At 70.2% G+C, this 22,314-nt stretch carries 17 protein-coding genes; 9 read left to right on the top strand and 8 right to left on the bottom strand.

Annotation, left to right across the window (positions count from 1 at the left end; translation table 11 throughout):
* Positions 1 to 101 precede the first annotated feature (101 nt).
* Positions 102 to 953 carry a helix-turn-helix transcriptional regulator gene (locus BM287_RS15485; protein ID WP_090041161.1) on the bottom strand — a complete coding sequence of 284 codons (852 nt, stop codon included), beginning with the start codon at positions 951 to 953 and terminating at the stop codon, positions 102 to 104.
* A gap of 103 nt (positions 954 to 1,056) precedes the next feature.
* Between BM287_RS15485 and BM287_RS15480 the strand changes: the two genes are divergently transcribed.
* Complete coding sequence (locus tag BM287_RS15480; protein WP_090041164.1) at positions 1,057 to 1,740, top strand: SDR family NAD(P)-dependent oxidoreductase; 684 nt, start codon at positions 1,057 to 1,059, stop codon at positions 1,738 to 1,740.
* 72 nt (positions 1,741 to 1,812) lie between these two features.
* On the opposite strand, the gene BM287_RS15475 is transcribed toward BM287_RS15480, so the two are convergent.
* Positions 1,813 to 3,234, bottom strand: coding sequence for a ricin-type beta-trefoil lectin domain protein (locus BM287_RS15475; protein ID WP_090041166.1), 1,422 nt, complete (start codon positions 3,232 to 3,234; stop codon positions 1,813 to 1,815).
* 696 nt (positions 3,235 to 3,930) lie between these two features.
* Here BM287_RS15475 and BM287_RS15470 point away from each other — a divergent pair.
* From BM287_RS15470 to BM287_RS15455, 4 genes are all read left to right on the top strand, one after another.
* Positions 3,931 to 5,316: a flavin monoamine oxidase family protein gene (locus tag BM287_RS15470; protein ID WP_090041168.1), complete on the top strand. Its 1,386-nt coding sequence runs from the start codon at positions 3,931 to 3,933 to the stop codon at positions 5,314 to 5,316.
* Positions 5,317 to 5,384: 68 nt separating this feature from the next.
* The gene (locus BM287_RS15465; RefSeq protein WP_090041172.1) at positions 5,385 to 5,951 is read left to right on the top strand and encodes a GNAT family N-acetyltransferase; all 567 of its coding nucleotides are present in this window, start codon (positions 5,385 to 5,387) and stop codon (positions 5,949 to 5,951) included.
* A gap of 124 nt (positions 5,952 to 6,075) precedes the next feature.
* Positions 6,076 to 6,588, top strand: coding sequence for a helix-turn-helix transcriptional regulator (locus BM287_RS15460; RefSeq protein WP_244528370.1), 513 nt, complete (start codon positions 6,076 to 6,078; stop codon positions 6,586 to 6,588).
* Between the two features lie 180 nt (positions 6,589 to 6,768).
* Positions 6,769 to 9,417: a choice-of-anchor G family protein gene (locus BM287_RS15455; protein WP_170857579.1), complete on the top strand. Its 2,649-nt coding sequence runs from the start codon at positions 6,769 to 6,771 to the stop codon at positions 9,415 to 9,417.
* A 118-nt stretch (positions 9,418 to 9,535) separates the two neighbouring features.
* On the opposite strand, the gene BM287_RS15450 is transcribed toward BM287_RS15455, so the two are convergent.
* From BM287_RS15450 to BM287_RS15440, 3 genes are read right to left on the bottom strand one after another with little or no spacing between them, the layout of a single operon-like run.
* Complete coding sequence (locus BM287_RS15450; RefSeq protein WP_280140964.1) at positions 9,536 to 10,750, bottom strand: mandelate racemase/muconate lactonizing enzyme family protein; 1,215 nt, start codon at positions 10,748 to 10,750, stop codon at positions 9,536 to 9,538.
* Positions 10,669 to 11,637, bottom strand: coding sequence for a dihydrodipicolinate synthase family protein (locus BM287_RS15445; protein WP_090041179.1), 969 nt, complete (start codon positions 11,635 to 11,637; stop codon positions 10,669 to 10,671). The genes BM287_RS15450 and BM287_RS15445 overlap by 82 nt, the downstream gene beginning before the upstream one ends.
* Complete coding sequence (locus BM287_RS15440; protein ID WP_090041181.1) at positions 11,634 to 12,290, bottom strand: GntR family transcriptional regulator; 657 nt, start codon at positions 12,288 to 12,290, stop codon at positions 11,634 to 11,636. The genes BM287_RS15445 and BM287_RS15440 overlap by 4 nt, the downstream gene beginning before the upstream one ends.
* Positions 12,291 to 12,417: 127 nt before the next feature.
* Between BM287_RS15440 and BM287_RS15435 the strand changes: the two genes are divergently transcribed.
* The 4 genes from BM287_RS15435 to BM287_RS15420 are packed head-to-tail and all read left to right on the top strand — an operon-like array spanning position 12,418 to position 17,031.
* Positions 12,418 to 13,770: an ABC transporter substrate-binding protein gene (locus BM287_RS15435; RefSeq protein WP_170857578.1), complete on the top strand. Its 1,353-nt coding sequence runs from the start codon at positions 12,418 to 12,420 to the stop codon at positions 13,768 to 13,770.
* 14 nt (positions 13,771 to 13,784) lie between these two features.
* Positions 13,785 to 14,735 (top strand): carbohydrate ABC transporter permease, encoded by a 951-nt coding sequence (locus tag BM287_RS15430; protein WP_090041186.1) that lies wholly within the window; start codon positions 13,785 to 13,787, stop codon positions 14,733 to 14,735.
* Positions 14,732 to 15,637, top strand: a complete 906-nt coding sequence (locus tag BM287_RS15425; protein ID WP_211772992.1) for a carbohydrate ABC transporter permease — start codon at positions 14,732 to 14,734, stop codon at positions 15,635 to 15,637. The genes BM287_RS15430 and BM287_RS15425 overlap by 4 nt, the downstream gene beginning before the upstream one ends.
* A gap of 2 nt (positions 15,638 to 15,639) precedes the next feature.
* A complete protein-coding gene (locus tag BM287_RS15420) occupies positions 15,640 to 17,031 on the top strand; it encodes an aldehyde dehydrogenase family protein (RefSeq protein ID WP_211772991.1) in 1,392 nt (463 codons plus the stop codon).
* On the opposite strand, the gene BM287_RS15415 is transcribed toward BM287_RS15420, so the two are convergent.
* From BM287_RS15415 to BM287_RS15405, 3 genes are all read right to left on the bottom strand, one after another.
* On the bottom strand, positions 17,025 to 18,371 hold the full coding sequence (locus BM287_RS15415) for an NRAMP family divalent metal transporter (RefSeq protein WP_170857577.1): 1,347 nt from the start codon (positions 18,369 to 18,371) through the stop codon (positions 17,025 to 17,027). The genes BM287_RS15420 and BM287_RS15415 overlap by 7 nt on opposite strands.
* A 316-nt stretch (positions 18,372 to 18,687) precedes the next feature.
* Positions 18,688 to 20,871: an alpha-galactosidase gene (locus BM287_RS15410; protein ID WP_090041197.1), complete on the bottom strand. Its 2,184-nt coding sequence runs from the start codon at positions 20,869 to 20,871 to the stop codon at positions 18,688 to 18,690.
* 63 nt (positions 20,872 to 20,934) lie between these two features.
* The gene (locus tag BM287_RS15405) at positions 20,935 to 22,266 is read right to left on the bottom strand and encodes an ABC transporter substrate-binding protein (protein WP_090041199.1); all 1,332 of its coding nucleotides are present in this window, start codon (positions 22,264 to 22,266) and stop codon (positions 20,935 to 20,937) included.
* Positions 22,267 to 22,314 lie beyond the last annotated feature (48 nt).

Below are 22,314 nucleotides of genomic sequence, written 5' to 3'. Positions count from 1 at the left end.
CGCGCTGGGGGGCGATATTCGTGACGAATGTTGCGTTGCGCGGGCTGGGGCGTGGCATTCGTGACGAATGTTGCGCCCCTAGCGCGCCGCCCCGGCCCGCTTTACGGAGCGTTGGCCGTGGGCGCGGGGAAGCGCTCGACGCCGGCGACGCGGAGCAGGTCGAGCTTGGCGGCGTCCTCGCTGCCGGGGACGGCGGTGTAGACGACGATGCGGACGTCGCCGTCGGGGACGGTCAGCACGTCGCAGTCGATCGTGATGGGACCGGCCGCCGTTCGCGTCATCGTCTTGCGGCTCGCCCGGTGCGTGGCCACGCGCGCCGTCGCCCAGCGGCGCTCGAACTCGGGGGATTCGGCCCGCAGCCGTACGATGAGGCGGCCGAGCTCCCGATCGCCCGGATACCGTCCGTGGGCCTGGCGGAGATCCGCGACGAGGTCGCTCGCGAACTCCTCCTCGTGGACCTCGTCGTACTCGACGCCGTCGTGCCCGCGGGTGAAGTGACGCCACACCAGGTTGCGCTCGATGCCGGTCACCTCGGCGGGGTCCCTGATCAGTGCCGCCCACAGCGGGTTCCAGACGAGGAAGTCCCAGGACGCGGTGAACACGGCGAGCGGCACATCCCCGATCCGGTCGAGGATGCGCTGAACGCCGGGCGTGATGTGCCGGGGCATGACGCCGTCCGGGTCCGGCAGGGCGCCGGCCACACGGAACAGGTGGTCCCGTTCCGCACGGGAGAGCCGCAGCGCGCGGGCCAGTGCCCCGAGCAGCTGCGGCGACGGGTTGGCCGCCCGGCCCTGCTCGAGACGCACGATGTAGTCCACGCTCACGCCCGCCAGCGCGGCCAGTTCTTCGCGGCGGAGCCCCGGCGCCCGGCGGCCAGGGCCCGCGGGGAGCCCGACCTCGGCCGGGTCCACCCGGTCGCGCCACGACCGCAGCACCGCCGCGAACTCACCCATAGCGCACATCGTACGTCCGCCGGCGGCCCGCATCCTGGTACTCCCGGTACCCCGGTCGAGCGCTGCCTGGGTCTCCGCCCGCGGTCCGCGCAGACTCGCTCCCATGACCACGACACTCATCACCGGGGCGAACCGCGGCCTCGGCCTGGAAACCGCCCGACGGCTCCTCGACGCGGGTCACACCGTCTACGCCGGGATGCGCGACCCCGCCGGCGGTTACGCCGCCCGCGACATCGGAGCGATCCCGCTCGCCCTCGATGTCACCGACCAGGGCAGCGTGGATGCGGCGATCGCCTCCCTGCCCGCCCTGGATGTGCTGGTGAACAACGCGGGCATCCTGGGGACGTCCCTGCGCGGCGTCGACGATCTCGATGTGGAGGCGATGCAGCGGACGCTCGACACGAACGTGCTCGGGCTCGTCCGTGTGACGCAGGCGGCGCTTCCGCTGTTGCGGCGATCCGCCGCTCCCGTGATCGTCAATGTCGCGTCCGGCGTCGGCTGGCCCCGGTGGCTGTCGACGCCCGGCCACGACGAGTATCCGGTTCGCGGGATCCCGTATGCGGCATCCAAGGCGGCGGTCATCGCGTTGACGGTGCAGTACGCGAAGAGCCTGCCGGAGGTCCGGGTGAATGCGAGTGACCCGGGCTACACGGCCACGGAGTTCAACGGCTACAGCGGACATCAGACGATGGAGGAGGGGACGGATGCGACCGTGCGCCTGGCGACGATCGGTCCCGGCGGCCCGACGGGCGAGTTCCACGATCGGGCGGGACGCATCGAGTACTGAACGGGGACTGCCGGCGTCGCGGGTGCGACGCCGGCAGTCCCCCTTGCGGTGTGTGGTGCTACTCGGGCACGGTCACTTCAGGGTCCACGCCTGGTTGGGCTGCCCGTTGCAGTACCAGAGGTCGACGGCCGTGCCGTTGCCCGTGCCCGCGCCGCTGGCGTCCAGGCAGAGGTTCGGTGCGGCGACCGGGCTGATCGAACCATCGGCTGCCACGTTCCAGTGCTGCGTGTCGGACGCGGTGCACGCCGCGGTGACGACCCGCTGACCCGCGGTTGCGGTGACGCCGTCGGTGCCCGCCTGCATGCAGAGGCTGCCGTAGATGGTGAGCTGCTTGTCCGCGGTCAGGTTCCACGACTGGTTGCCGCCGCCGTTGCAATCCCACAGGTCGAGGGCGGTACCCGGTGTCGTGCTGAACCCGGGGACGTCGACGCAGCGGCCGGACGCCTGCCCGACGATGCTCTGGCCGGGAGGCGCGGGCGGGAGGTCGTTGACCGGCTCCTGGTCGCCGTACCCGTAGCCCCACTTCAGCTGGGCGACGCCGGTGGCGCTGTTGTCGGTGAGGGTGCCGTCCGGCTGGAGGGATTCGATGGAGTACGAGTCTCCTGCACGCAGTCCCGGCCAGTACACGAGGCCCATCCGGTTCTGGCGGGCGAAGTCGGTCACCGCGGCGAGGAAGGACGTGTAGACGTTGCCGTTGTGGGCACCGTAGTTGAGCCCGATCGTCATGGGCGATCCGGCCTCGTCGATGATCGTGCGGCCCGCGTAGGAGCCGATCCGGGCGGAGAGGTCGGCTGTCCACTCGGCCTCGGTCGTGTGCGAGGCCCAGAAGCCGTAGAAGTGCAGCGAGAGGAGGGTGCCCTTCAGCTGGGGCGCGTCGCCGACTCCCACGACATTGTCGTTGTAGCCGGTGCCGCTGATCACGACGCGGTTGCGCGGGACTTCCCGGTGGTCCGCCAGCCACTGCGACGTGACGCCGACCCACTGGTCGAGCGTGTAGCCGTGCGGCTCGTTCATCGGCTCGAAGTAGACGTTCGACGTGTGCAGGTACTGCGCCACGACGGTGTTCCACATGGTCTTCCAGGCGGGGACGTCGTCGATGAAGCCGTCCTTGCTGCTGTCGGCCTCCCAGTAGCTCAGGATGACCTTGTCGCCCGAGGCCACCGCAGCGTCGATGGCGCCGCGGTAGGAGTCCCACCAGGCGGTCCCGACGCTGGCCGGGTTGATCGGAAGGCGGACGGTGTTGGCGCCGAGGTTCTGCGCGAAGCCGCCCAGGATCTTCTGGGATGCGGCGTACACCTGGTCGTAGCTGTCCGAGGTGCTGAGGCCGGTGGGGACGACCGCGTCCGACGCATAGTTGTCGCGCGGGTCGGCCCAGTTCACGCCCTTGAACTCCGAGGTTCCGGGTCCTTTGGAGGGATGGGGCTGGTCGGCCAGGGCGGGCGCCACGCCGATCCCGGTGAGGGCGAGGGCGCCGGCGACCGTGATCGCGACCATCCCCCTCCGAATTCCGTTCGGCAATGTTGACGTCAACATTTTGCGATGCATGTGATCCTCATCGATCTGGATGGTGGGTGGTTCCGGTCGGGCTGTCGGCGGTGCGACCCGGTGTCACGATGTTTCCACCGTGCATCGTGTCCCGTCAAGTGGGGGTGCGGGAGGGGTGTTCGTGGCGGCCTGAGGTCACAGCCCGCGGTGACGTCCGGTGGCTCGACCGGGTGGAGGTGCACATTCGTGACGAATCGTCGCTCAGGCTCGGTGGAGGTGCACATTCGTGACGAATCGTCGCTCAGGCTGGGTGGAGGTGCACATTCGTGACGAATCGTCGCTCAGGCTGGGTGGAGGTGCACATTCGTGACGAATCGTCGCTCAGGCCGGTCGGCGGTGTGCCGTTGATGCGGGAGGCGTCGGGCGCGCAGGCGGCCTGACCTGCGCTATGGCGTGGGGACGGTCGTCGCCGAGGTGCTCGTAGGTGCATGCGACACGCCGTAGGCGAGTGCAACTACGAGCACTTCGGCGGATGGCACGGGATACGTCGCCCGTTCGCGCCGACGGCTGCGCCGGATCGGCTCCTGCCCATTTGGACGGTGTATACGGAAATCGCATATGGATTCAGTTGCACTCTGGCGTTTTGACAGTCGATATCGATAGTTTGGCCTCCCAACGACTTCTCACGCACTGGAGCGGATAGCAATGGACACCATCGAACGTGACGTCGTCGTCATCGGCGCAGGAGCCTCGGGCCTGACGGCCGCGACCGAGCTGAAGAAGGCCGGTCTGACCGTCGCCGTGCTCGAGGCCCGCGACCGGGTCGGGGGCCGGCTGTGGACGGACGAGGTCGGCGGGGCCATGCTCGAGATCGGAGGCCAATGGGTCTCGCCCGACCAGGACGCACTCATCGACACCCTCAGCGACCTGGGGCTGGAGACGTACTCCCGCTACCGCGATGGGGTGAACATCTACCTCGGCGCGAACGGCGACCGCCGCACGTTCGCGGGCGACATCTTCCCGGTGGCGCCGTCCACCGAGAAGGAGATCGTCGGCCTGATCGAGCGGATGGATGCGCTGGTCGCCGAGATCGACCCGGAGCGGCCGTGGGCGCATCCACGCGCGAAGGAGCTGGACGAGATCTCGTTCCGCCGCTGGCTGGAGACGCAGACCGACGACGAGGAGGCGCGGCGCAACATCGGCATGTTCATCGCGGGCGCCATGCTCACCAAGCCCGCGCACGCCTTCTCGGCGCTGCAGGCGCTGCTCATGGCGGCCAGCGCCGGCAGCTTCTCGAACCTCGTGGATGCGGACTTCATCCTCGACAAGCGCGTGAAGGGCGGCCTCCAGCAGGTGCCGCTGCTGCTCGCCGAGCGCCTGGGCGACGACGTCCACTTGGATGCACCGGTGCGGACCCTGCAGTGGGACGAGACGGGCGTGACGGCGATCGCCGACGAGGTGCGGGTGAGCGCCCGCTTCGCCATCGTGGCCGTTCCGCCGCCGCTGATCAGCCGCATCCAGTACCAGCCGCCGCTGCCCCGCCGGCAGCAGCAGCTGCACCAGCACCTCTCGATGGGTTTCGTCATCAAGGTGCACGCGGTCTACGAGACGCCCTTCTGGCGAGAGGACGGGTACAGCGGCACGGCGTTCAGCCCGTACGAAGTGGTCCACGAGGCGTACGACAACAGCTACGACGGCGATCCGCGGGGAACGCTGGTCGGCTTCGTGTCCGACGAGGCCGCCGACGCGGTGTTCCGGCTGACACCCGAGGAGCGCAGGGCGCGCATCCTCGAGTCGCTGTCGCACTACTACGGGCCGCAGGCGCTCGAGCCGGTGGTGTACTTCGAGAGCGACTGGGGCAGCGAGGAGTGGACCCGCGGCGCCTACGCCGCCAGCTTCGACATGGGCGGGCTCGCCCGATACGGCGAGGACCTGCGGGCGCCGGTCGGCCCCATCCGCTTCTCCAGCAGTGACCTGGCGGGCAAGGGGTACCAGCACGTCGACGGGGCGATCCGTGTCGGCCGCGAGACGGCGGCGGCGATCGTCGCGGAGCTCGTGCCCGCCGGCCGCTACGTGCCCGCCGGCAGCTAGATGGCCGCTGGGCGCTCGGTGCCCGCCGGCCGCTAGGCAGGGGCCGTACCGCCGGGTACGCTTCCGGCATGTCCATCGAGGTGCTGCCGGCCACCGGCCAGTGGGACGACTTCGCGTCGTTCATGGTCCCGCGCAAGCCCGGTGGCGGGGGCTGCGTGTGCATGTCGTACCGGGACGCGCGGCTCGGGATGCCCGAGCGCATCGAATACATGCGCAGCGAGTGCAGCCGGGAGCCGGGCCCGGGAGTCCTCGTGTACGTCGACGGCCAGGTGGCGGGCTGGTGCTCGGTCGCGCCGAAGTCGAGCTACGGCAGGCTGATGCGCTCGCGCACCATCCCGCACCTCGACGAGGAGCAGGACCCATGGTCGATCGTCTGCTTCGTCGTGCGGGCGGGTTTCCGCGGCCGGGGGCTGATGCACGAACTCCTCGACGGCGCCGTGGAGCACGCCCGACGTGCCGGCGCGACCCTGGTGGAGGGTTATCCGGTCGACACCCGCGGCGAGCGCGTGGATGGGATCAGCGGCTACGTCGGAACCGTCGCCCTGTTCGAGGCGCACGGCTTCACGCGCCGCAGCTCGACCGAGGCGCACTCGGGCGGCGCGGACCGCTGGGTGATGCGGCGTGAGCTCGGCTGAGGCGGCGCCGGCGGCCGCGTCGGACCGCTTTCACCCCGGGGGTGATCGGAAAGCGGCAGACTGACGATAGGGGAAGCGGCCGGCCGTCGTACTGCCGGCGTCCAATGGGGGATAGGGGGACATCGTGCCGGGAGCCGAAGCCGTAGGGGACGTCGTCGCACTGATCGTGCGGACGACGATCGGAGAGCAGGGGACGCTGCATGAGGCGTCGTTCCGCCTGCTCAAGCAGGGTGTTGCGCGGTTGGACTCCGGTGGCGACACCGGAGAGGTCGACGCGTCGCTGCTGGTGGACGGCATCCTGCTGCTCGTCCTCAGCGAAGCGCGGGACTCGCCCGGAACGGCTGAGTTCACCCGGCGGCTCGGCGCCGAGCGCTCGCAGCGCGTCGCCGAGCAGCTGCGGTCCGCCTCCCGCATCGTGAGCCGGGCACCGGCGGCAGGGATCGCGGTCACGCTGACCCCGCGCGAACAGGAGGTGCTCTCGGAGCTGCAGTGGCATCGGCCTCTCGCGGTCGTGGCCGCGGACCTCAACGTCAGCCTCAACACCGTCAAGACGCACGTCCGTGCGATCTACCGCAAGCTCCAGGTGGATGGCCGAAGCCGAGCGGTCGACAAGGCGCATCAGCTCAACCTCCTCTAAGTCCTCCCGCCGCGATCCCGGGAGTGCACATTCGTGACGAATGTCGCCCTGCGCCGGGTTGGAGTGCACATTCGTGACGAATCTCGCGGGGAGGAAGATCACCCGTTCCGGGCGATTACAGCGGGCCGGGCCGAGGAGAGGATCCGGGTAGGTCTTGTCACTGTCTCTGGGGGTCACATCGTGAAGTCCGTCCTTTTCCGTCGTCCGCTTTCGGGTACGGAAGGGAGGGGACCGGGATGGCGCCGCGCACTTCTGCGGCCGGCCGCGACCGGCGGCGCACTCGCCGTCCTGCTCGGCGGCGCCGGCCTCTGGGCTCTTCCCGCGCAGGCCGCCGTCGGCGATCAGTCGGCCGCTACAGGCCAGTACCTGAGCGGCTCGCTGCTCGGCCTCGACGCCGCGCTCGCCGCATCCCTCGGAGGTGAGGCCGCCGTCAGCAACGGCACGGCGGACCAGACGAACGCGAACAACCTGGACGTCGGCGCGCTGGGCGTCGTCACCCTCACCGCGCCGGGCGGCATCCAGCTTCCCCTCGATCTCGGGAGCGCCGGGGTCGTCGGTCAGTACGCGTCGGCACTGCAGGACGGATCCTCCGTCGGCGCTTCCGGCCTGATCTCCTCCGCCGGAGCCATCGGCACCGGCATCACCCCCGCCCCGGGCGTCGCTCCCGGCCCGCTGAGCCTGAACCTCGCCCAGGCGGTCTCCACGCTAGGGCTGCCGACGGCGACACTGGACGAGCTGTCCCAGCTCGACCTGACCGCCGGCGTCACCGCCGCGCAGGCTGCGCAGGCAGCGCCCGGCGCCGCCACCGGCTCCTACTCGCTGGCGAACGTCGGACTCACCTTCCAGAGCCCCACGCTCGCCGCCCTCGCCGCAGCGATCAACACGCAGGTCGGGACCGTCCAAGGTGCAGTGAATGGGCTGGCCGGGCCGTCCGGGACGCTCGCCACCTCGCTGGATGCGCTGCCGATCGGCGGGATCCTCACGACAACCGCCACGGTCGGCGCCTCCGATCTGCAGGCGGACATCGCGCCCCTGCTCACCGGGCCGATCACGGATCCGGCGAATCCCGGTGTGAGCATCGACCTCTCGACCGGCACCGTCACGGTCGACCTCGGCCAGCTCACGGCACTGGAAGGACTGGCGCCGGGGACGGAGCTGCTGAGCGCGCCGGTCATCGCGGATCTCGCCGCCCGCATCTCCGGGGTCGTCGGCTCGCTGGTCACCCGCGTTGAGAACACGCTGACCACGACCGTCGACGGCCTCTCGGTCACCGCGGTGACCAGCGTGATCGGAGCACCGGTCGTCACGGTCGACTCGACCATCGGACAGCTTCTCGCCGGCGACACCTCGGGGATCACGCTCGCCGGAGTTGGCCTCGGGCTGCCGGTCGGGACCGTGCTCAGCGCGCTGACCACGCCGCTCACCGGCGTCGGCACCGCCATCTCGGCGATCGGCCCAACGGTCCTCGACCCGGTGACGAGCACGCTTCTCCCGGCACTCGATCCCGTGCTGAGCCAGGTGCTCTCGCTGACGGTCAACAACCAGGCGACCACCGGCGGCGTGTTCACCGAGACCGCGTTGCGCGCTACGGTCCTTCCGGCGGCGGCGGCACTCACCCTCGATGTGGCGAACGCCAGCGTCGGCCCGAACGCGGTCGTCGCCGCTCCGGTCGCCACCTCCCTCACCCCGGACAGCGGTCCGGAGGCGGGCGGCCAGACGGTGACCATCACGGGATCCGGCTTCACCGGCTCCACGGGGGTCACCTTCGACGGAACGCAGGCCACCGCCTTCGCTGTGGTCGACGACACGACGATCACCGCGACGACCCCCGCCCACACCCCAGGCGCTGTGGATGTGGTGGTGCAGCATCCCGCCGGCGACTCGGCCCCGCTCACCTACACGTATCTCGCCGCTCCGACCATCGCCTCGGTGACTCCTCCGCAGGGTCCGCAGACCGGCGGCACCCTGGTGACCATCACCGGAACCGGGTTCACGGGGACGACCGACGTCACCTTCGGGGGGACGCCCGCGACGTCCTTCACGGTCGTGAACGACACGACGATCACCGCGACGACCCCCGCGCACCTTCCCGGCGCGGTCGGAGTGGTGGTCACCGCCCCGGGTGGGCAGTCCGTACCGGGTGACTTCACCTTCCTGCCGGTGGTGAACGCTCCGGTGATCACGGGACTGGCGCCGGATCACGGACCGTTCACGGGCGGTACGACCGTGATCATCACGGGCGGCGGCTTCACCGGTGCGACCGCGGTGACGGTCGACGGGACTCCGGTGCCGTTCACCGTCGTCGGTGACGGCACGATCACCATCGTGACCCCGCCGCACGCCGCCGGGCCCGTCCCGGTCGTCGTCACCACGCCGGCCGGCGCGACGCCGCCCGCGACGTTCACCTACGACCCGGGCACCACGGTCACCGGCGTGACCCCGGGCACGGGCCCGGAGAGCGGCGGAACGACCGTCACCATCGCGGGCGGCTGCTTCACGGGAGCGACCGGGGTGCTCTTCGGCACCACTGCGGCCAGATCGTTCACCGTGGTCGACGACGCGACCATCACGGCCGTGTCGCCCGCCGGCACCGGGACGGTCGGCGTCACCGTCGTCGGATCCCCGGCCTGTGGCGCCGCCACCCTGCCCGCCGCCTTCGTCTACACGCCGGCGGCAGGTGGGACCGGCACGACCGGAACCGGTGGGACCGGCTCGCTAGCCTCGACCGGATCCACCTCACCGACGACTCCGTTGCTGGCGTTCGCCGGACTGCTGCTCCTCGCCGGAGCGGCTCTGGTGATCGACCGCCGACGTCGCCGGGCACTCTGACGCCGACGCGCCGACGGCGCGGACGCAGAGCGAAGGGCCCGGTCGGCCGAAAGCCGGCCGGGCCCCCTTCGCGTCGGTCCGTCGCGGCAGGCCGAGCCCCCGCGAGCCGTCGCGCGGCTCAGCAGTACCCGAGGGACCCGTCCGGCCGTCGCGGCACGCGCCGCTCCCAGTGGACGTAGTCGTCGGTCGCCAGAGCCGTCTCGTCGATCTCGATGCCCCATCCCGGCCGGTCGGGCCGGAGGTCGAGGTGGCCGTCGACCGGAAGGTACGGGTCGGGGCACCACGATGTCTCGTCGAGCTTGTACTCGAGGATGGAGAAGTTGCTGCAGGCGGCGGCGAAGTGGAGGTTGTGCGCGGTCGCCAGCGGACCCATCGGGTTGTGCGGCGCCACCATCGTGTAGTGGGCCTCCGCGAGCACGGCGATGCGGCGCAGCTGCGAGATGCCGCCGACGACGCAGATGTCCGGTTGCACGATGTCCGCGCCGCCGGCCGTCAGCAGGTCGAGGAACTCGTTCGGGGAGTACAGGCTCTCTCCCGTCGCGAGCGGCACATCCAGCCGGCTCCGCAGGTATCCCCACGCCTGCTTGTTCTCGGGGCGGATGGGCTCCTCCAGGAACATGGGCTGCCACGGGGCGAGGGCGTTGCCGAGCGCGATGGCCTGATGCGGCTCGAAGATCTTCGCGTGCGCGTCGAACGCGAAGTCCCAGGCGGGGTCGCACGTCTCGCGCACAGCGCGGAAGTACTCCGCGCTCTCCTGGACGACGAGTCCCCAGCGCCGGTCGAACAGGTCGCTGCGGTAGGGGCTGAGCTTGAACGCGTCGAAGCCGTAGCGCTCGGACTGCTCCGCGCAGATGTCCCGCACCGCCGCGGGATCGGGCGCGGTGTAGACGCCGCTGTAGACGCGCACCCGATCACGGACCGCGCCGCCGAGCATCGCGTAGACCGGCACGCCGAGTGCTTTCGCGGCGATGTCCCACAGGGCGTGGTCGACGGCCGAGATCGCAGCCAGGCCCAGCGCGCCCTGCGGGAAGCGGGCCGTGCGGAGCAGCTTCTGTGACAGGAACTCGACGCGGCGCGGGTCCTCGCCCGCCAGCTGCTGCTCCAGGTAGTCGAGCAGCGGCGGGAGGGCGCGGTCCGGGCCGTGGTTGTAGGCTTCGCCCCAGCCGTGCACGCCCTCGTCGGTGTCGATGCGGACGAGCAGGCGCGGGCGGTCGCCGACCCGCTGCATGAAGCTGGAGATGCGCTCGATCCTCATGCGCCGACCGCCGCCGAAGCCGTCGCGGAGGCCGCCGCCGATCCCGCCGCCGAGCCGACCGCAGCGTCCGCCCGCCACTGGTCCAGGATGACGCTGATCTCGGCCCGCACGCTGTCGCCGACCGGGCGGCTGGGCGGCCGCACCTGGCGGTCGCAGAGGCCCAGCTGCGCCATCGCCTCCTTGACGACGCTCACATTGTTGGCCGATCGTGCGTCGGCTCGCAGCTCCTCGAACCGCGCGATCCGGCGGAGGATCGCGTCGGCAGCGGCGTAGTCGCCGGCCCGCAGCTCATCCCGCAGGCTCAGCGAGATGCCGGGGTCGACGTTGACGAGGCCGGACGTGAAGCCGTCGGCTCCGTGCACCGCGTACGAGAGGGCATACGGCTCGGCCAGTCCGGCGATCCAGACGAAGCGCTCGGGGCCCGCGGCGTCCCGTACGGCGGCGAAGACGGTGGGGTCCGGGATGGCGTACTTGACGCCCACGATGTTGGGGGCGATGTCGCCGAGCCGGCGGAGCATCTCGCCGGTGATCCACTCCGAGCGCACGTAGAGCACGAAGGCCAGGTCCGGCTGCGTGGCGGCGATGGCCCGGTGGTACTCGATCCAGCCGTCGGCCGACTGATGCGGGTGCAGCGGCTGGTGGATCATCGCCATCCGGACGCCGTGCTCGGCGGCGACGGCGAGGTCGGCGGCGGCCTCCGCGATGTCGTGCCCGACCCCGACCAGCAGGTCCGCCTCTCCTGCGGCCCGTGCGGCGGCGGCGATGAGTGCTCGGCGTTCGGCGGGGGAGAGGGCGTAGAACTCGCCGGTGTTCCCGTTCGGAGTCAGAGTGCGCACACCGTGGCGGACGAGGCGCTGCAGCAGCGCCTCGTACGTGTCGAGGTCGACGGAGCCGTCGGCGGAGTACGGCGTGACGGGAATCGCGACGACATCGGCGAGGGCTTCCCGTTGGGCGGCGAAGGTCATTTCACTCCCTGCAGCTGGCGGATCGCCAGGGTCTCGAAGCTGCGGATGTGCTCGAGCACCCGGGTGGATGCGGCGGACGGGTCACCCGCGGCGACCGCCTCCAGGATCTGCTGGTGCTCTTCCGCTTCTTCCTCCCAGCTGGGGCGACGGGTCCAGGCGTTCACCGTGATCAGCGCAGTCTGCTCGCGGAGCCCATCCAGAGTGGAGACGAGGATGTCGTTGCCGCAGCCCGCGTAGAGCTCCCGGTGGAAGTCCCGGTTGGCGAGGCTCCGCTCAGCCTCGGTCTCGGCGGCGTCCGCTCGCCGCAGGGCCGACCGGGCGGCTTCGACGTCGGCACCGTTCTCGACGGTGCGGGCGACGGCCGTCGGCTCGAGCAGCGCGCGCATGTCGAACACGTTGTACGCCATCTGCGGATCGACGACCCGGACGGTGGCGCCGCGGTACTCGCTCATTGTGACGAGGCCCGCTCCCGACAGCGTCTTGAGCGCCTCACGCACCGGGGTCTTCGAGATCCCGAAGCGCTCGGCGAGGTCGGCCTCCACCAGGGGCTGCCCGGCGGGAAGCTCGCCGGAGAGGATCGCGAGCCGGAGCGCCTGGACGACCAAGCCCGTCCGCGAGGCCGACTGCGTGAGCCGGGTGATCGGACTGTCCATGAACTTCCCTTTCGGTGTATGGTGCTGCGTACACCATGCATAGTATATGATCGACCCGTCGGAGGGAACCACCCTCGACGAGCGATCTTCCCACTTCACAACTCCCATTCATCGGAGAGGAAACGCAATGACGCGTCATGCACCCGCGGCCGGTGGCCGTTCGCTCCCCCTGCGGCGGGTCGTCGCCGCCGCCTCGGCCGCCGTCCTGATGCTCGGCCTGGCCGCCTGCTCGAACAGCGGAGGCGGAGGAGGCGACAGCGAGAAGAAGGTCGCCCTGCAGCTCTGGGACACCGACACACGCCCCGACCGCACCGCCAACCTCAAGGCACTCATCGCCATGTTCGAGAAGGAGAACCCGAACATCACGATCAGCTATCTCGGCCTGCCGACCGACTCCTACATGCAGAAGCTCAGCACCGCCATCGCGACCAAGTCCACACCGGACCTCGTCACGCCGAAGGCCTCGGATGTCGCCGCTCTCGTGGCGCAGAACGCCCTCGCGCCGCTCGACGACCGGCTGGCCGGCTCGTCGATCGCCAAGAAGATCGACCCGAACATGCTGAAGTCCGCCAAGGCCGCGGCGCCCGACGACAAGCTCTACCTGACTCCGGCCACGGCGCTCGCCGACGCGATCTACTACCGGGCGGACTGGTTCCAGCAGGCGGGACTGAGCAAGCCCGCGACCTGGGACGACTTCTTCTCCGACGCCTCCACCCTGACCGATCCGTCCGCTGGACGTTTCGGCTACACGATCCGCGGCGGCGCCGGCTTCTTCTCGCAGTTCGTGCAGATGGTCTATCCGATGGCCGGAGTCGGCACCTTCTTCGACAGCAAGGGACGCTCCACGCTGGACTCCCCAGCGGTCGTCGCCGCGACCGAGAAGTACGTCTCGCTCTACGGCAAGGACACCGCGAAGAGCGACCTCACCGCCGACTTCAAGACGATGGTCGCGCAGTTCGACAACGGCGGCGCCGCCATGCTCAGCCACAGCATCGGCTCCTACCCGACCCACATCGCGGCGCTCAAGCCGAGCCAGGTGGGCGTCGTCGGCACCTTCCCCGCAGACAACGGCAAGACGATCGTGACGGGCCAGATGGTGACCGGCTTCGGGATGTTCAAGGCCGGCGCGCACCAGGATGCGGCGTGGAAGTTCCTCGAGTTCACGATGAGCAAGGAGGGCAACTCGTTCTGGGCGCAGAAGTCCGGCTACCTGCCCGGCAACACGGATGTGGCGAAGGAGAGCTGGGTCGCCTCCAACCCGGCCATGACGGCCGCTCTGGACACCCAGAAGGCCAAGAACGCCACCGTGCTGCAGCAGCCGTACTACCTGCCGCAGTTCAGCGCCATCACGACCACCGACCTGCTCCCCAAGTGGCAGAAGGTGCTGCAGGGCGACGAGAGCGCGAAGGCGTTCCTCACGGATGCGGCCAAGCAGCTGACCGCGGCGCAGCAGGACTACCTCAAGCGAAGCAAGAAGTAGCCGGAAGGATCACGATGACGGTCGCTGTTCCCCGCAGGCGGAGCCCGCAGGGTGGGCTGAGCCCGAGCCCTCGGGGCCGGCAGAGCCCGCTCGCCCGGCGCACCCGGCTCTACCCGTACCTGCTGATCGCCCCGGCGGTGCTGCTGGTGCTGGTGTTCCTCGTGTACCCCGTGGCCAGCGTCTTCTTCTACAGCCTGCAGCACTCCAACGTGACGCAGCCGTGGAACGACGGCTTCGCGGGGCTGGACAACTTCACCCGGATGTTCGGCGACCCGCTGTTCTGGCAGAGTCTGCGGTTCACTCTCCAGTGGGTCCTGGTGGAGGTCGCGCTCCAGTTCGTCTTCGGGCTGGCGCTCGCCCTGCTGCTCAACCGGACGTTCGTCGGCCGGGGGATCGCGCGCGCGCTGACGTTCTCGCCGTGGGCGGTGTCGGGCATCCTGACGACCACCATCTGGATCCTGATCTACAACCCGGCCACCGGGATCGGCCGCTACCTGGCCGATCTCGGGATCGGGGAGCACGGCACGTCACTCCTCTCCGGGCAGGGGACCACGTTCCTGGCCGTGGTCATCGCCGAGCTGTGGAAGGGCGTTCCGTTCTTCGCGATCCTGATCCTCGCGGACCTGCAGTCGGTTCCCGGCGAGCTCTACGAGGCGGCGGATGTCGACGGCGCAGGGCCGTTGCGACGGTTCGTCTCGGTGACCTGGCCGCACATCCGACAGGCCGTGGTGCTCGCCACGCTGCTCCGCGGCGTCTGGGAGTTCAACAATGTCGACCTCCTGTACACACTGACCGGGGGAGGCCCGGCCAACTCCACGACGACGCTGCCGCTCTACGTGGCGCAGACCGCCATCCAGAGCAGGGACTTCGGCTACGGCTCGGCTCTCACCGTCGTGGCCTTCCTCCTCCTCACCTTCTTCTCGCTGCTGTACCTGCGTCTCACCAAGAGAGGAGCGGAGTCGTGACCCTGCTCGAAGACCCCATCGCGCGGTCCCTTCCACTGGAGCCGACGAGACCCGGCGCCCCGGCCCAGCGCCGCCGCCCGCGTCGCCGCGGCCGGCGCGTGCTCGACCGGCTGAGCCTCTGGGTGCCGCTCGGTCTGTTCCTGCTCTTCACTCTGGTGCCGCTGTACTGGATGGTGCTGTTCGCCTTCCGGCCATCCGGCTCCACCTCGCTGATCCCGTGGCCGATCACCTTCGACCACTTCGCGTCGGTCTGGAACGGCTCCGGATTCGGGATCTACTTCCAGAACAGCATCATCACCGCCGGGGCGACGCTGGTGGTCTCGACGGTGATCGCGCTACTCGGCGGCTATGCGCTGGCGCGCTTCGCCTTCCGCGGCAAGACGCTGTTCCTCGTCGTGATGCTGTGCACCCAGTTCATCCCCGGCGCGATGATGCTCATCCCGCTGTTCGAGATCTTCAACACGCTCGGGCTCACCAACAATCTGATCAGCCTCATCATCGCCGACACGGTGTTCCACCTGCCGCTGTCGCTGGTGCTGATGTCCGGCTTCATCCGCAATGTCCCGGTGGAGATCGAGGAAGCGGCGTGGGTGGACGGCTGCACGCGCGTCCAGGCCTTCCGGCTCGTGGTGCTGCCGCTGCTGAAGCCCGGGATCGTGGCGGTCGGCTCGTTCGCCTTCATCAGCGCCTGGAACAACTTCCTCTTCGCCCTGATGTTCATGAGCCAGCAGGACAGGTTCACCGTGCCGGTCGGCCTGAGTTACCTGCTCGGAGAGTTCGGCGCCGACTTCGGCGCCCTCGCGGCGGGCGGGCTGGTCGCGATCCTGCCGGTCGTCATCCTCTTCGCCTATGTGCAGAAGTTCCTGGTCCAGGGCATGAGCGCCGGGGCGGTGAAGGGATGAGCGTGCGCGAGACGGTCGCGGAGGCGGCAGCGGCGGCGGACGCACTGCGTGCGCTCGGGACGTCTGGACGTGCGGCTCTTCTGAGCGGGATCGCCCAGGGGCTGGATGACGCGCGCGCGTCGCTCATCAGCGCTGCGGTCGACGAGACGCACCTACCGGTCGCCCGGCTGGACGGCGAGGTGACGCGCACGGCGAACCAGGCGCGACTGTTCGCCGAGATCCTGGAGGACGGCGACTACCTCGGACGCATCCAGGACGGGGAGGTCCTGCGCCGCGTGCTCGTACCGCTCGGCGTCGTGGCGGTCTTCGGCGCGAGCAACTTCCCGTTCGCCTTCGGGGTGCCGGGCGGCGACACCGTCTCGGCGCTCGCCGCAGGATGCCCGGTCGTCGTGAAGGCGCATCCCGGTCATCCGGGCACCAGCGGCCTCGCGTTCGAGGTCCTCCGGCAGGCCGTTGTCGCGGCGGGGCTCCCGGCGGGTGCGATCGGGATGGTGTCGGGCTTCGACGACGGCGCCCGGCTGGTCACCGATCCCGGCGTGGCCGCGGTCGGGTTCACCGGGTCGACAGCGGGAGGCCGTGCTCTCTACGACCTCGCCGTCTCGCGGCCGGCGCCCATCCCGTTCTTCGGCGAACTCGGGAGCGTGAACCCCGTGGTGATCAGTCCGGAGGCCGCCCGGCGTCGCCCGGAGGAGCTGGCCCGGACGCTGACGGAGTCGATCGTCGCCAGCACCGGCCAGTTGTGCACCAAGCCGAACCTGCTGCTCGTGCCGGACGGCGCAAGCGAACTGGTGGCGCTCCTCCGGGAGCGGTTCGCCGCCTCGGATCCCGCGGAGCTGCTGAACGAGGGCATCGCCGAACGCTTCGACTCCGCGCTGTCCGCGTGGCAGCACCGGGCGGGTGCGCGGTCGCTGGTGGAGTCCGAGCGCACGCCCGACGGAGTCCGCTCAGCGGCCCTCGTGCAGTTGGATGCGGAGGACGACGTGGCCGGCTTCGAGGAGGCCTTCGGGCCGGCGACGGCGCTGCTGACGTACGGCGATCTGGAGCAGGTGGCGGGACGGATCGCCCGGTTGCCGGGCCAGCTGACCGTCTCCGTCTTCGCCGAGGAGGTCGAGCTTTCCGCCCTCGGACCGCTGCTGGCCGCAGCGGAGCGTGTCGCCGGCCGCGTGGTGTTCGACCAGGTGCCGACCGGAGTCGCCGTCACCCGGTCGATGACCCACGGCGGACCGTATCCGGCGACCACAGCTGCGTCGTCGACGTCAGTGGGCGGCGCCGCGATCGGGCGCTGGCTGCGGCCGGTCACGTACCAGAACGTCCCACTGTCGCTGCTGCCGCCGGAGCTGTTGCCGCCGGAGTTGCGCGCGCCGTTGCCCGCGCTCACCGCCGGCACTCACTGACCCGAGATGGTGAACCAGACCCCGTAGCCGCCGGCGACGCACATCACGATCGCGGTGATCCATCCCAGGGTCTGGGACAGCCACCGGTTGCGGTACCTGCCCATGATGCCCCTGTCGCGGGCGATCAGCATCATGATCACGATGAACGGGCCGGCGGCAATCCCGTTGACGATCGCGGAGAGCACGAGCAGCTGGATGGGGTTGCTGACGAAGAGGGCGAACAGCGTCCCGATGATCATGCCTGCGACGAGGAGGAGGTAGAACAGCGGCGCTTTCCGCGGGCTCCGGTCGAAGCCCCACGGCTTCTCCAGGAGCCCGGCCATGCCGGCCGCCCCGGAGGCGGCGAGCACCGGGACCGCGAGGATGCCGGAGCCGATGAAGCCGACGGCGAAGAGCGCGCCGGCGTACTGGCCGGCGATGGGTTCCAGCGCCTTCGCCGCTTCGGCTGCGCTGGTGACTGTCTTGTGATGCACCCCGAGGGTGGCGGCGGAGGCAGCGATGATCGCGAACATGATGAGGACCGAGAACACCATCCCGGTGAAGACGTCCAGCCGGCCGGTCCGGAGTCGTCGCCTGGCACCGGCCGGCGGCCGCTCGCGCAGGGACGGCGCCCTGTCGCCGCCGAGGTCCTCCTCGCGGAGCTCCTCGATGCGCTGCGCCGTCTGCCAGAAGAACATGTAGGGGCTGATCGTGGTACCGAGCACCGCGACGGCGAGACCGAGGTAGGCGGGGGACCAGTGGAACTCGGCGCCGACGAGGCCGGCCAGCACCGACCCCCAGTCGACGTGGGTGACGAAGAGCACTCCGACGTAGACCAGGAGTGCCAGGCACAGCCATTTGAAGATCCGGCCGATCCAGTCGAAGGACCCGCCGATCAGAGCGACGGTGATCCCGGCCCCGGCGATGGCCGACCAGAGCCCGGCCGGTCCTGCCCCGAGCAAGCGCATCCCCTGCCCGATGGCCATGAGGTCGGCGGAGAGGTTCAGGACGTTCGCCACGATGAGCGCGGCGACCAGGACGACGATGACGGTCCTCGCGCCCCGGCCGAACCGCCGCCGGATGAGGCGGCCGAAGCTGTCGCCGGTCGCCAGCGCCATCCTGTCGCAGATCTCCTGGACGGCCATCATCATCGGAAGCGTCGCCGGCACCGTCCAGAGCAAGCCGTTCCCGTAGGAGGCGCCCGCCTGGGCGTAGGTCGCCACGCCCGAGGGGTCGTCGTCGGCCGCACCGGTCACCAGGCCCGGGCCGAGCACGGAGAAGAAGCGGGCCAGTGGACTCCGGCGGCGCGGTTCGTCGTCGCCTTTCGCGCGCTCGGTGCTGCTCTCCGTGTCGGTCGCCATGAGCCGTTCACTCCTTCGTGTCCGCCCCCAGTGCGTCACACGGTAGGCCCGATCGCCCGGATCCGCGCGCCCGCGAGCTTCTGAATTGCTCAGAGAACCGTGCCTGCGAGCCATCGAGGGAGGCGAGATTCGTGACGAATGTCGCGCTAAACCGGCTCGAAGGCGACATTCGTGACGAATGTCGCCATAAACCGGCTCGAAGGGGACATTCGTGACGAATGTCGCCTTAAGCCGGCTCTAAAGGGACATTCGTGACGAATGTCGCGTTAGACCGGCTCGAAGGCGACATTCGTGACGAATCTCGCCACACCGAGGCCTAGGGCCGGTCGAGGGCCTCCAGCTGCAGGAGCCAGATACGGTCGGGGTGGGACAGCGGGGCCTGGAGGCCCGCGGTACGCAGGGCGCGGCCGCTGAGTTCGAGACGGCCCGCGGCGGCGTCCTCGTACCACGGCGGCACGCGTTCGCCGGCCTGGGGGCGGCCGAGCGGGGACGGGGTGACGCGGTAGCGGCGGGCGTCATCGAGGCCGCGGAAGGGGATCCGTCCGAGCGGTGCCGCGTCGGAGCGGCCCACGAAGGCCAGCGCGTACAGGCCCCGGCCGCGATCGGGCGCCACGACGCCGCTCACCCAGAGGGTCGGATCCACCTCGTCCATCCGCACGAGCTCGCCGCCGTGCAGGAGGTCGCGGTTCTCGCGGTGGAACCCGATCCACCCGGCCAGCTCCGTGAGCTCGGTCCCGGACGCCGTGGTCAGGTCCCACTCGACGCCGAGGTGGCCGAACAGCGCCGTAGCGGCGCGGAAGGCCAGGTCGTGGTGGCGGTGCGTGGTGTGCGATGCCGGCGCCCCGATGTGGGAGCCGAGCAGCTCGGGCGGGAGGAGCTGCTGCGTCCAGCGCATCATCTCCTGTCGCTCGAGCGGATCGTTGCAGTCGGAGACCCACACCCGGTCGGTCCGCTCGAGGACGCCCAGATCCACCCGCGCGCCGCCGGAACTGCAGGCCTCGATCTCGAGCCCGGGGAAGCGGTCCTTCAGCTCGTCCATCAGCCGGTAGGCGGCGAGCGTCTGGCCGTGCACGCCCGGCGCACCGGCGGGCGCGGTTCCGGCGTCCGCGAGGTCGCGGTTGTGGTCCCACTTGATGTAGGCGATGTCGTCGGAGGTGAGGATGTCGACCAGCCGATCGCGAACGTACGCATACGCGTCGGGGTTCGCCAGGTCGAGCACCTGCTGGTGGCGCGACTCGACGGGAAGCCGGCCGCCGGTCTGCATGATCCACTCGGGATGCGCGCGCGCGAGGTCGGAGTCCAGGTTGACCATCTCCGGCTCGAACCAGAGCCCGAACTCCATCCCGAGCGCCCGGACGCGGTCGATCAGCGGCGTGAGGCCGTCCGGCCAGACCGTCTCGTCGACATACCAGTCGCCGAGGCCGGCGCTGTCGTCGCGGCGGTGGCGGAACCAGCCGTCGTCGAGCACGAACCGTTCGACGCCGGCCGCGGCGGCGCGCTCCGCGAGCGCGCTCAGCTTTCCGAGGTCGTGGTCGAAGTAGACCGCCTCCCAGACGTTGAGGGTGACCGGGCGAGGACGTCGTGGATGCTGCGGCCGGGCACGCAGGTACTGGTGCAGCCGCCGGGCCTGGTCGTCGAGCCCGTCCCCGTACACGCCGTAGACCCACGGGCTGCGGTAGCTGTCCCTGTGCCCGAGGCGCACTTCGCCGGGGAGCAGCAGCTCGCCACCGCCGACGACCTGCTCGCCGCCCGAAAGCCTCTCGGCGTAGTGCCGGTGGTTGCCGCTGAAGCCCACGTGGACGCCCCACACCTCGCCGCGGGCGAAGCCGAAACCGGGCTCGCCGACGCTGAGCAGCGTGGCCGCATCCGCTCCCGTCCGTCCGCGCCGGCCCTCGCGAACGTGGGCTCCGACGGTCAGCTCGCGGCGCTGCGGCGTGCGCTCCTTGGCCCAGCGCCCCGCGAAGTCGAGGATCTCCCGGGCGCGCGCGGGGAGCGGGAGGGCGATCCCGAGGTCGTCGAGGCGGTAGGGCGCACCGTCGTTGGTGAGGGTGACGGCGGTGCGCAGGACGCCGGAGGACGAGAGCTCGACCTCGATGGTCAGAGACAGCGCGGCGACCGCATCGTGGGCGGTGATCGCGACCGCGCCTCCCTCCGGCACGGTCAACAGGTCGCCGGAGGCCTCGGCCGCGCCGTCGGAGACGCTCACGTCCGAGACGGTGAACACCGGCGACCAGGCGCTGCCGTCCTCGCGGCTCCCGCTGATCCCCGGCCGGCCGACCCATCCGGTCCGCTGCTCGGGCAGGAGCGCCACGCGGACCGGCACATCCGGGGTTCCGGGAGTGGCCGGACGGATGTCCGCGAGCGCGACGGCGCGCGCGTCCTCCGCCGTGAGGTCGCCCAGCGCTGCTCCCCAGTGGGCGACGGCCGGCAGCTGGGCGCCGCTCAGATCGAGGAGGACGCTGACCCCGCCCGCGGTGAGATGGATGAGCTCGGCTCGCATGGTGTCCCTTCACATGACGAAGCGGGGGTGGGCTCGGCGCCCACCCCCGCGTGCGGCGCTGGACTATCCCTTGACGGGGATCGACTGCGCCTTCAGGGTCTGGATGGTGGAGTCCTGACCCTTCTTCAGCGCATCCAGCAGCGTACCGTTTCCGCCGACGGCCGCCTTGAAGCCGTCCGAGACGTCACTGTAGGTCTGCGTCATGGTCGGGCCCCAGGTGAAGTCGGGGTCCACCGCGGCGGACGCCTTGGCGAAGACGTCGTAGATCTTCTGGCCGCCGTAGAAGGGCACGCCGTCCTTCAGAGCGGGCAGCTTCAGCCCGGCCTTGGTGGTCGGGTAGAGGTTGGCCGCCTTGTTCAGCGCGGTGAGCGCCTCCGGGGAGGTGTTGAGCCAGAGCGCGAACTTCGCGGCCTCGTAGACGTGCTTCGAGCCCTTGAAGACGACGACGGAGCTGCCGCCCCAGTCGCCGGCCTTGTTCTCGCCGGCGTTCCACTGCGGGGACTGCGCGACGGCCCAGTCACCGGCGGTGTCCGGTGCGCCGGAGGCGATGGAGTTCGCACCCCAGACCGCGGAGTTCCAGGTCCAGACCTTGCTGGAGTTGTAGGCGTTGTTCCACTCGTCGGTCCAGGCCGGGTAGGTCGAGACCAGACCCTCCTTGATCAGGTCGTTCCAGTAGCCGGCGACCTGCTTGGAGGGACCGCTGGTCAGGTTCACGTTCCAGTTGTCCCCGCTGTTGGAGAACCACTGGCCGCCGGCCTGCCACACGAAGCCGGCGAACTGGTTGATGTCCGTCTGCGAGAAGTTGGTGATGTAGCCGCCGAGTGCGCGGATCTTCTTCGCCGCATCCTTGTACTCCGCCCAGGTGGTCGGGATCGGGATGTTGTTCTTCGCGAAGAGGTCCTTGCGGTAGAACAGCGCCATGGGGCCGGAGTCCTGAGGGATGCCGTACACCGACGTGTCGCTGCCGAGGCTGGCCTGCTTCCAGGTCCAGTCCACGAACTGGCTCTTGGCCGCGGAGACCTCGCTGCACGCGCTGAGGTCGGTCAGGGCGTCCTGGACGCGGAAGTTCGGCAGCGCGTCGTACTCCACCTGGCCGAGGTCGGGCGCGTTGCCGGCCTTGAGCTCGTTGAAGAAGTTCTTGTAGGTGCCGGAGTTGCCGTTCGGGCCGATCTGGACCTTGACCTGGATGTCGGGGTTCTTGTCGTTCCACAGCTGCACCACTTTGTCGATGCCGGGAACCCAGGAGGTGAAGTTCAGGGTGACCTTCCCGGAGGACGGTGCGCAGGCGGCGCCGGCGGTGGCCGCGGTGTCGGCGCCGGACGAGCATCCGGCGAGGCCGATGGTCGCCGCGAGTGCGAGCGAGGCGACTGCGGCTGCTCTCTTCGTAACGTGCATAGTGATCCTTCTTCGGTGTTAGGGGGAACCCGGCGGGTCCGGGCGGGG

It is taken from the genome of Leifsonia sp. CL147 (assembly GCF_900114565.1).
Classification (GTDB): domain Bacteria; phylum Actinomycetota; class Actinomycetes; order Actinomycetales; family Microbacteriaceae; genus Leifsonia.
This window is presented reverse-complemented; position numbering and strand designations above follow the sequence as displayed.

Excerpts from the sequence above, each read along its gene's own strand:
- BM287_RS15485 (WP_090041161.1), bottom strand. The coding sequence starts at position 953 with ATGGGTGAGTTCGCGGCGGTGCTGCGGTCGTGGCGCGACCGGGTGGAC.
- BM287_RS15480 (WP_090041164.1), top strand. The coding sequence starts at position 1,057 with ATGACCACGACACTCATCACCGGGGCGAACCGCGGCCTCGGCCTGGAA.
- BM287_RS15475 (WP_090041166.1), bottom strand. The coding sequence starts at position 3,234 with ATGGTCGCGATCACGGTCGCCGGCGCCCTCGCCCTCACCGGGATCGGC.
- BM287_RS15470 (WP_090041168.1), top strand. The coding sequence starts at position 3,931 with ATGGACACCATCGAACGTGACGTCGTCGTCATCGGCGCAGGAGCCTCG.
- BM287_RS15465 (WP_090041172.1), top strand. The coding sequence starts at position 5,385 with ATGTCCATCGAGGTGCTGCCGGCCACCGGCCAGTGGGACGACTTCGCG.
- BM287_RS15445 (WP_090041179.1), bottom strand. The coding sequence starts at position 11,637 with ATGACCTTCGCCGCCCAACGGGAAGCCCTCGCCGATGTCGTCGCGATT.
- BM287_RS15440 (WP_090041181.1), bottom strand. The coding sequence starts at position 12,290 with ATGGACAGTCCGATCACCCGGCTCACGCAGTCGGCCTCGCGGACGGGC.
- BM287_RS15435 (WP_170857578.1), top strand. The coding sequence starts at position 12,418 with ATGACGCGTCATGCACCCGCGGCCGGTGGCCGTTCGCTCCCCCTGCGG.
- BM287_RS15430 (WP_090041186.1), top strand. The coding sequence starts at position 13,785 with ATGACGGTCGCTGTTCCCCGCAGGCGGAGCCCGCAGGGTGGGCTGAGC.
- BM287_RS15415 (WP_170857577.1), bottom strand. The coding sequence starts at position 18,371 with ATGGCGACCGACACGGAGAGCAGCACCGAGCGCGCGAAAGGCGACGAC.
- BM287_RS15410 (WP_090041197.1), bottom strand. The coding sequence starts at position 20,871 with ATGCGAGCCGAGCTCATCCATCTCACCGCGGGCGGGGTCAGCGTCCTC.
- BM287_RS15405 (WP_090041199.1), bottom strand. The coding sequence starts at position 22,266 with ATGCACGTTACGAAGAGAGCAGCCGCAGTCGCCTCGCTCGCACTCGCG.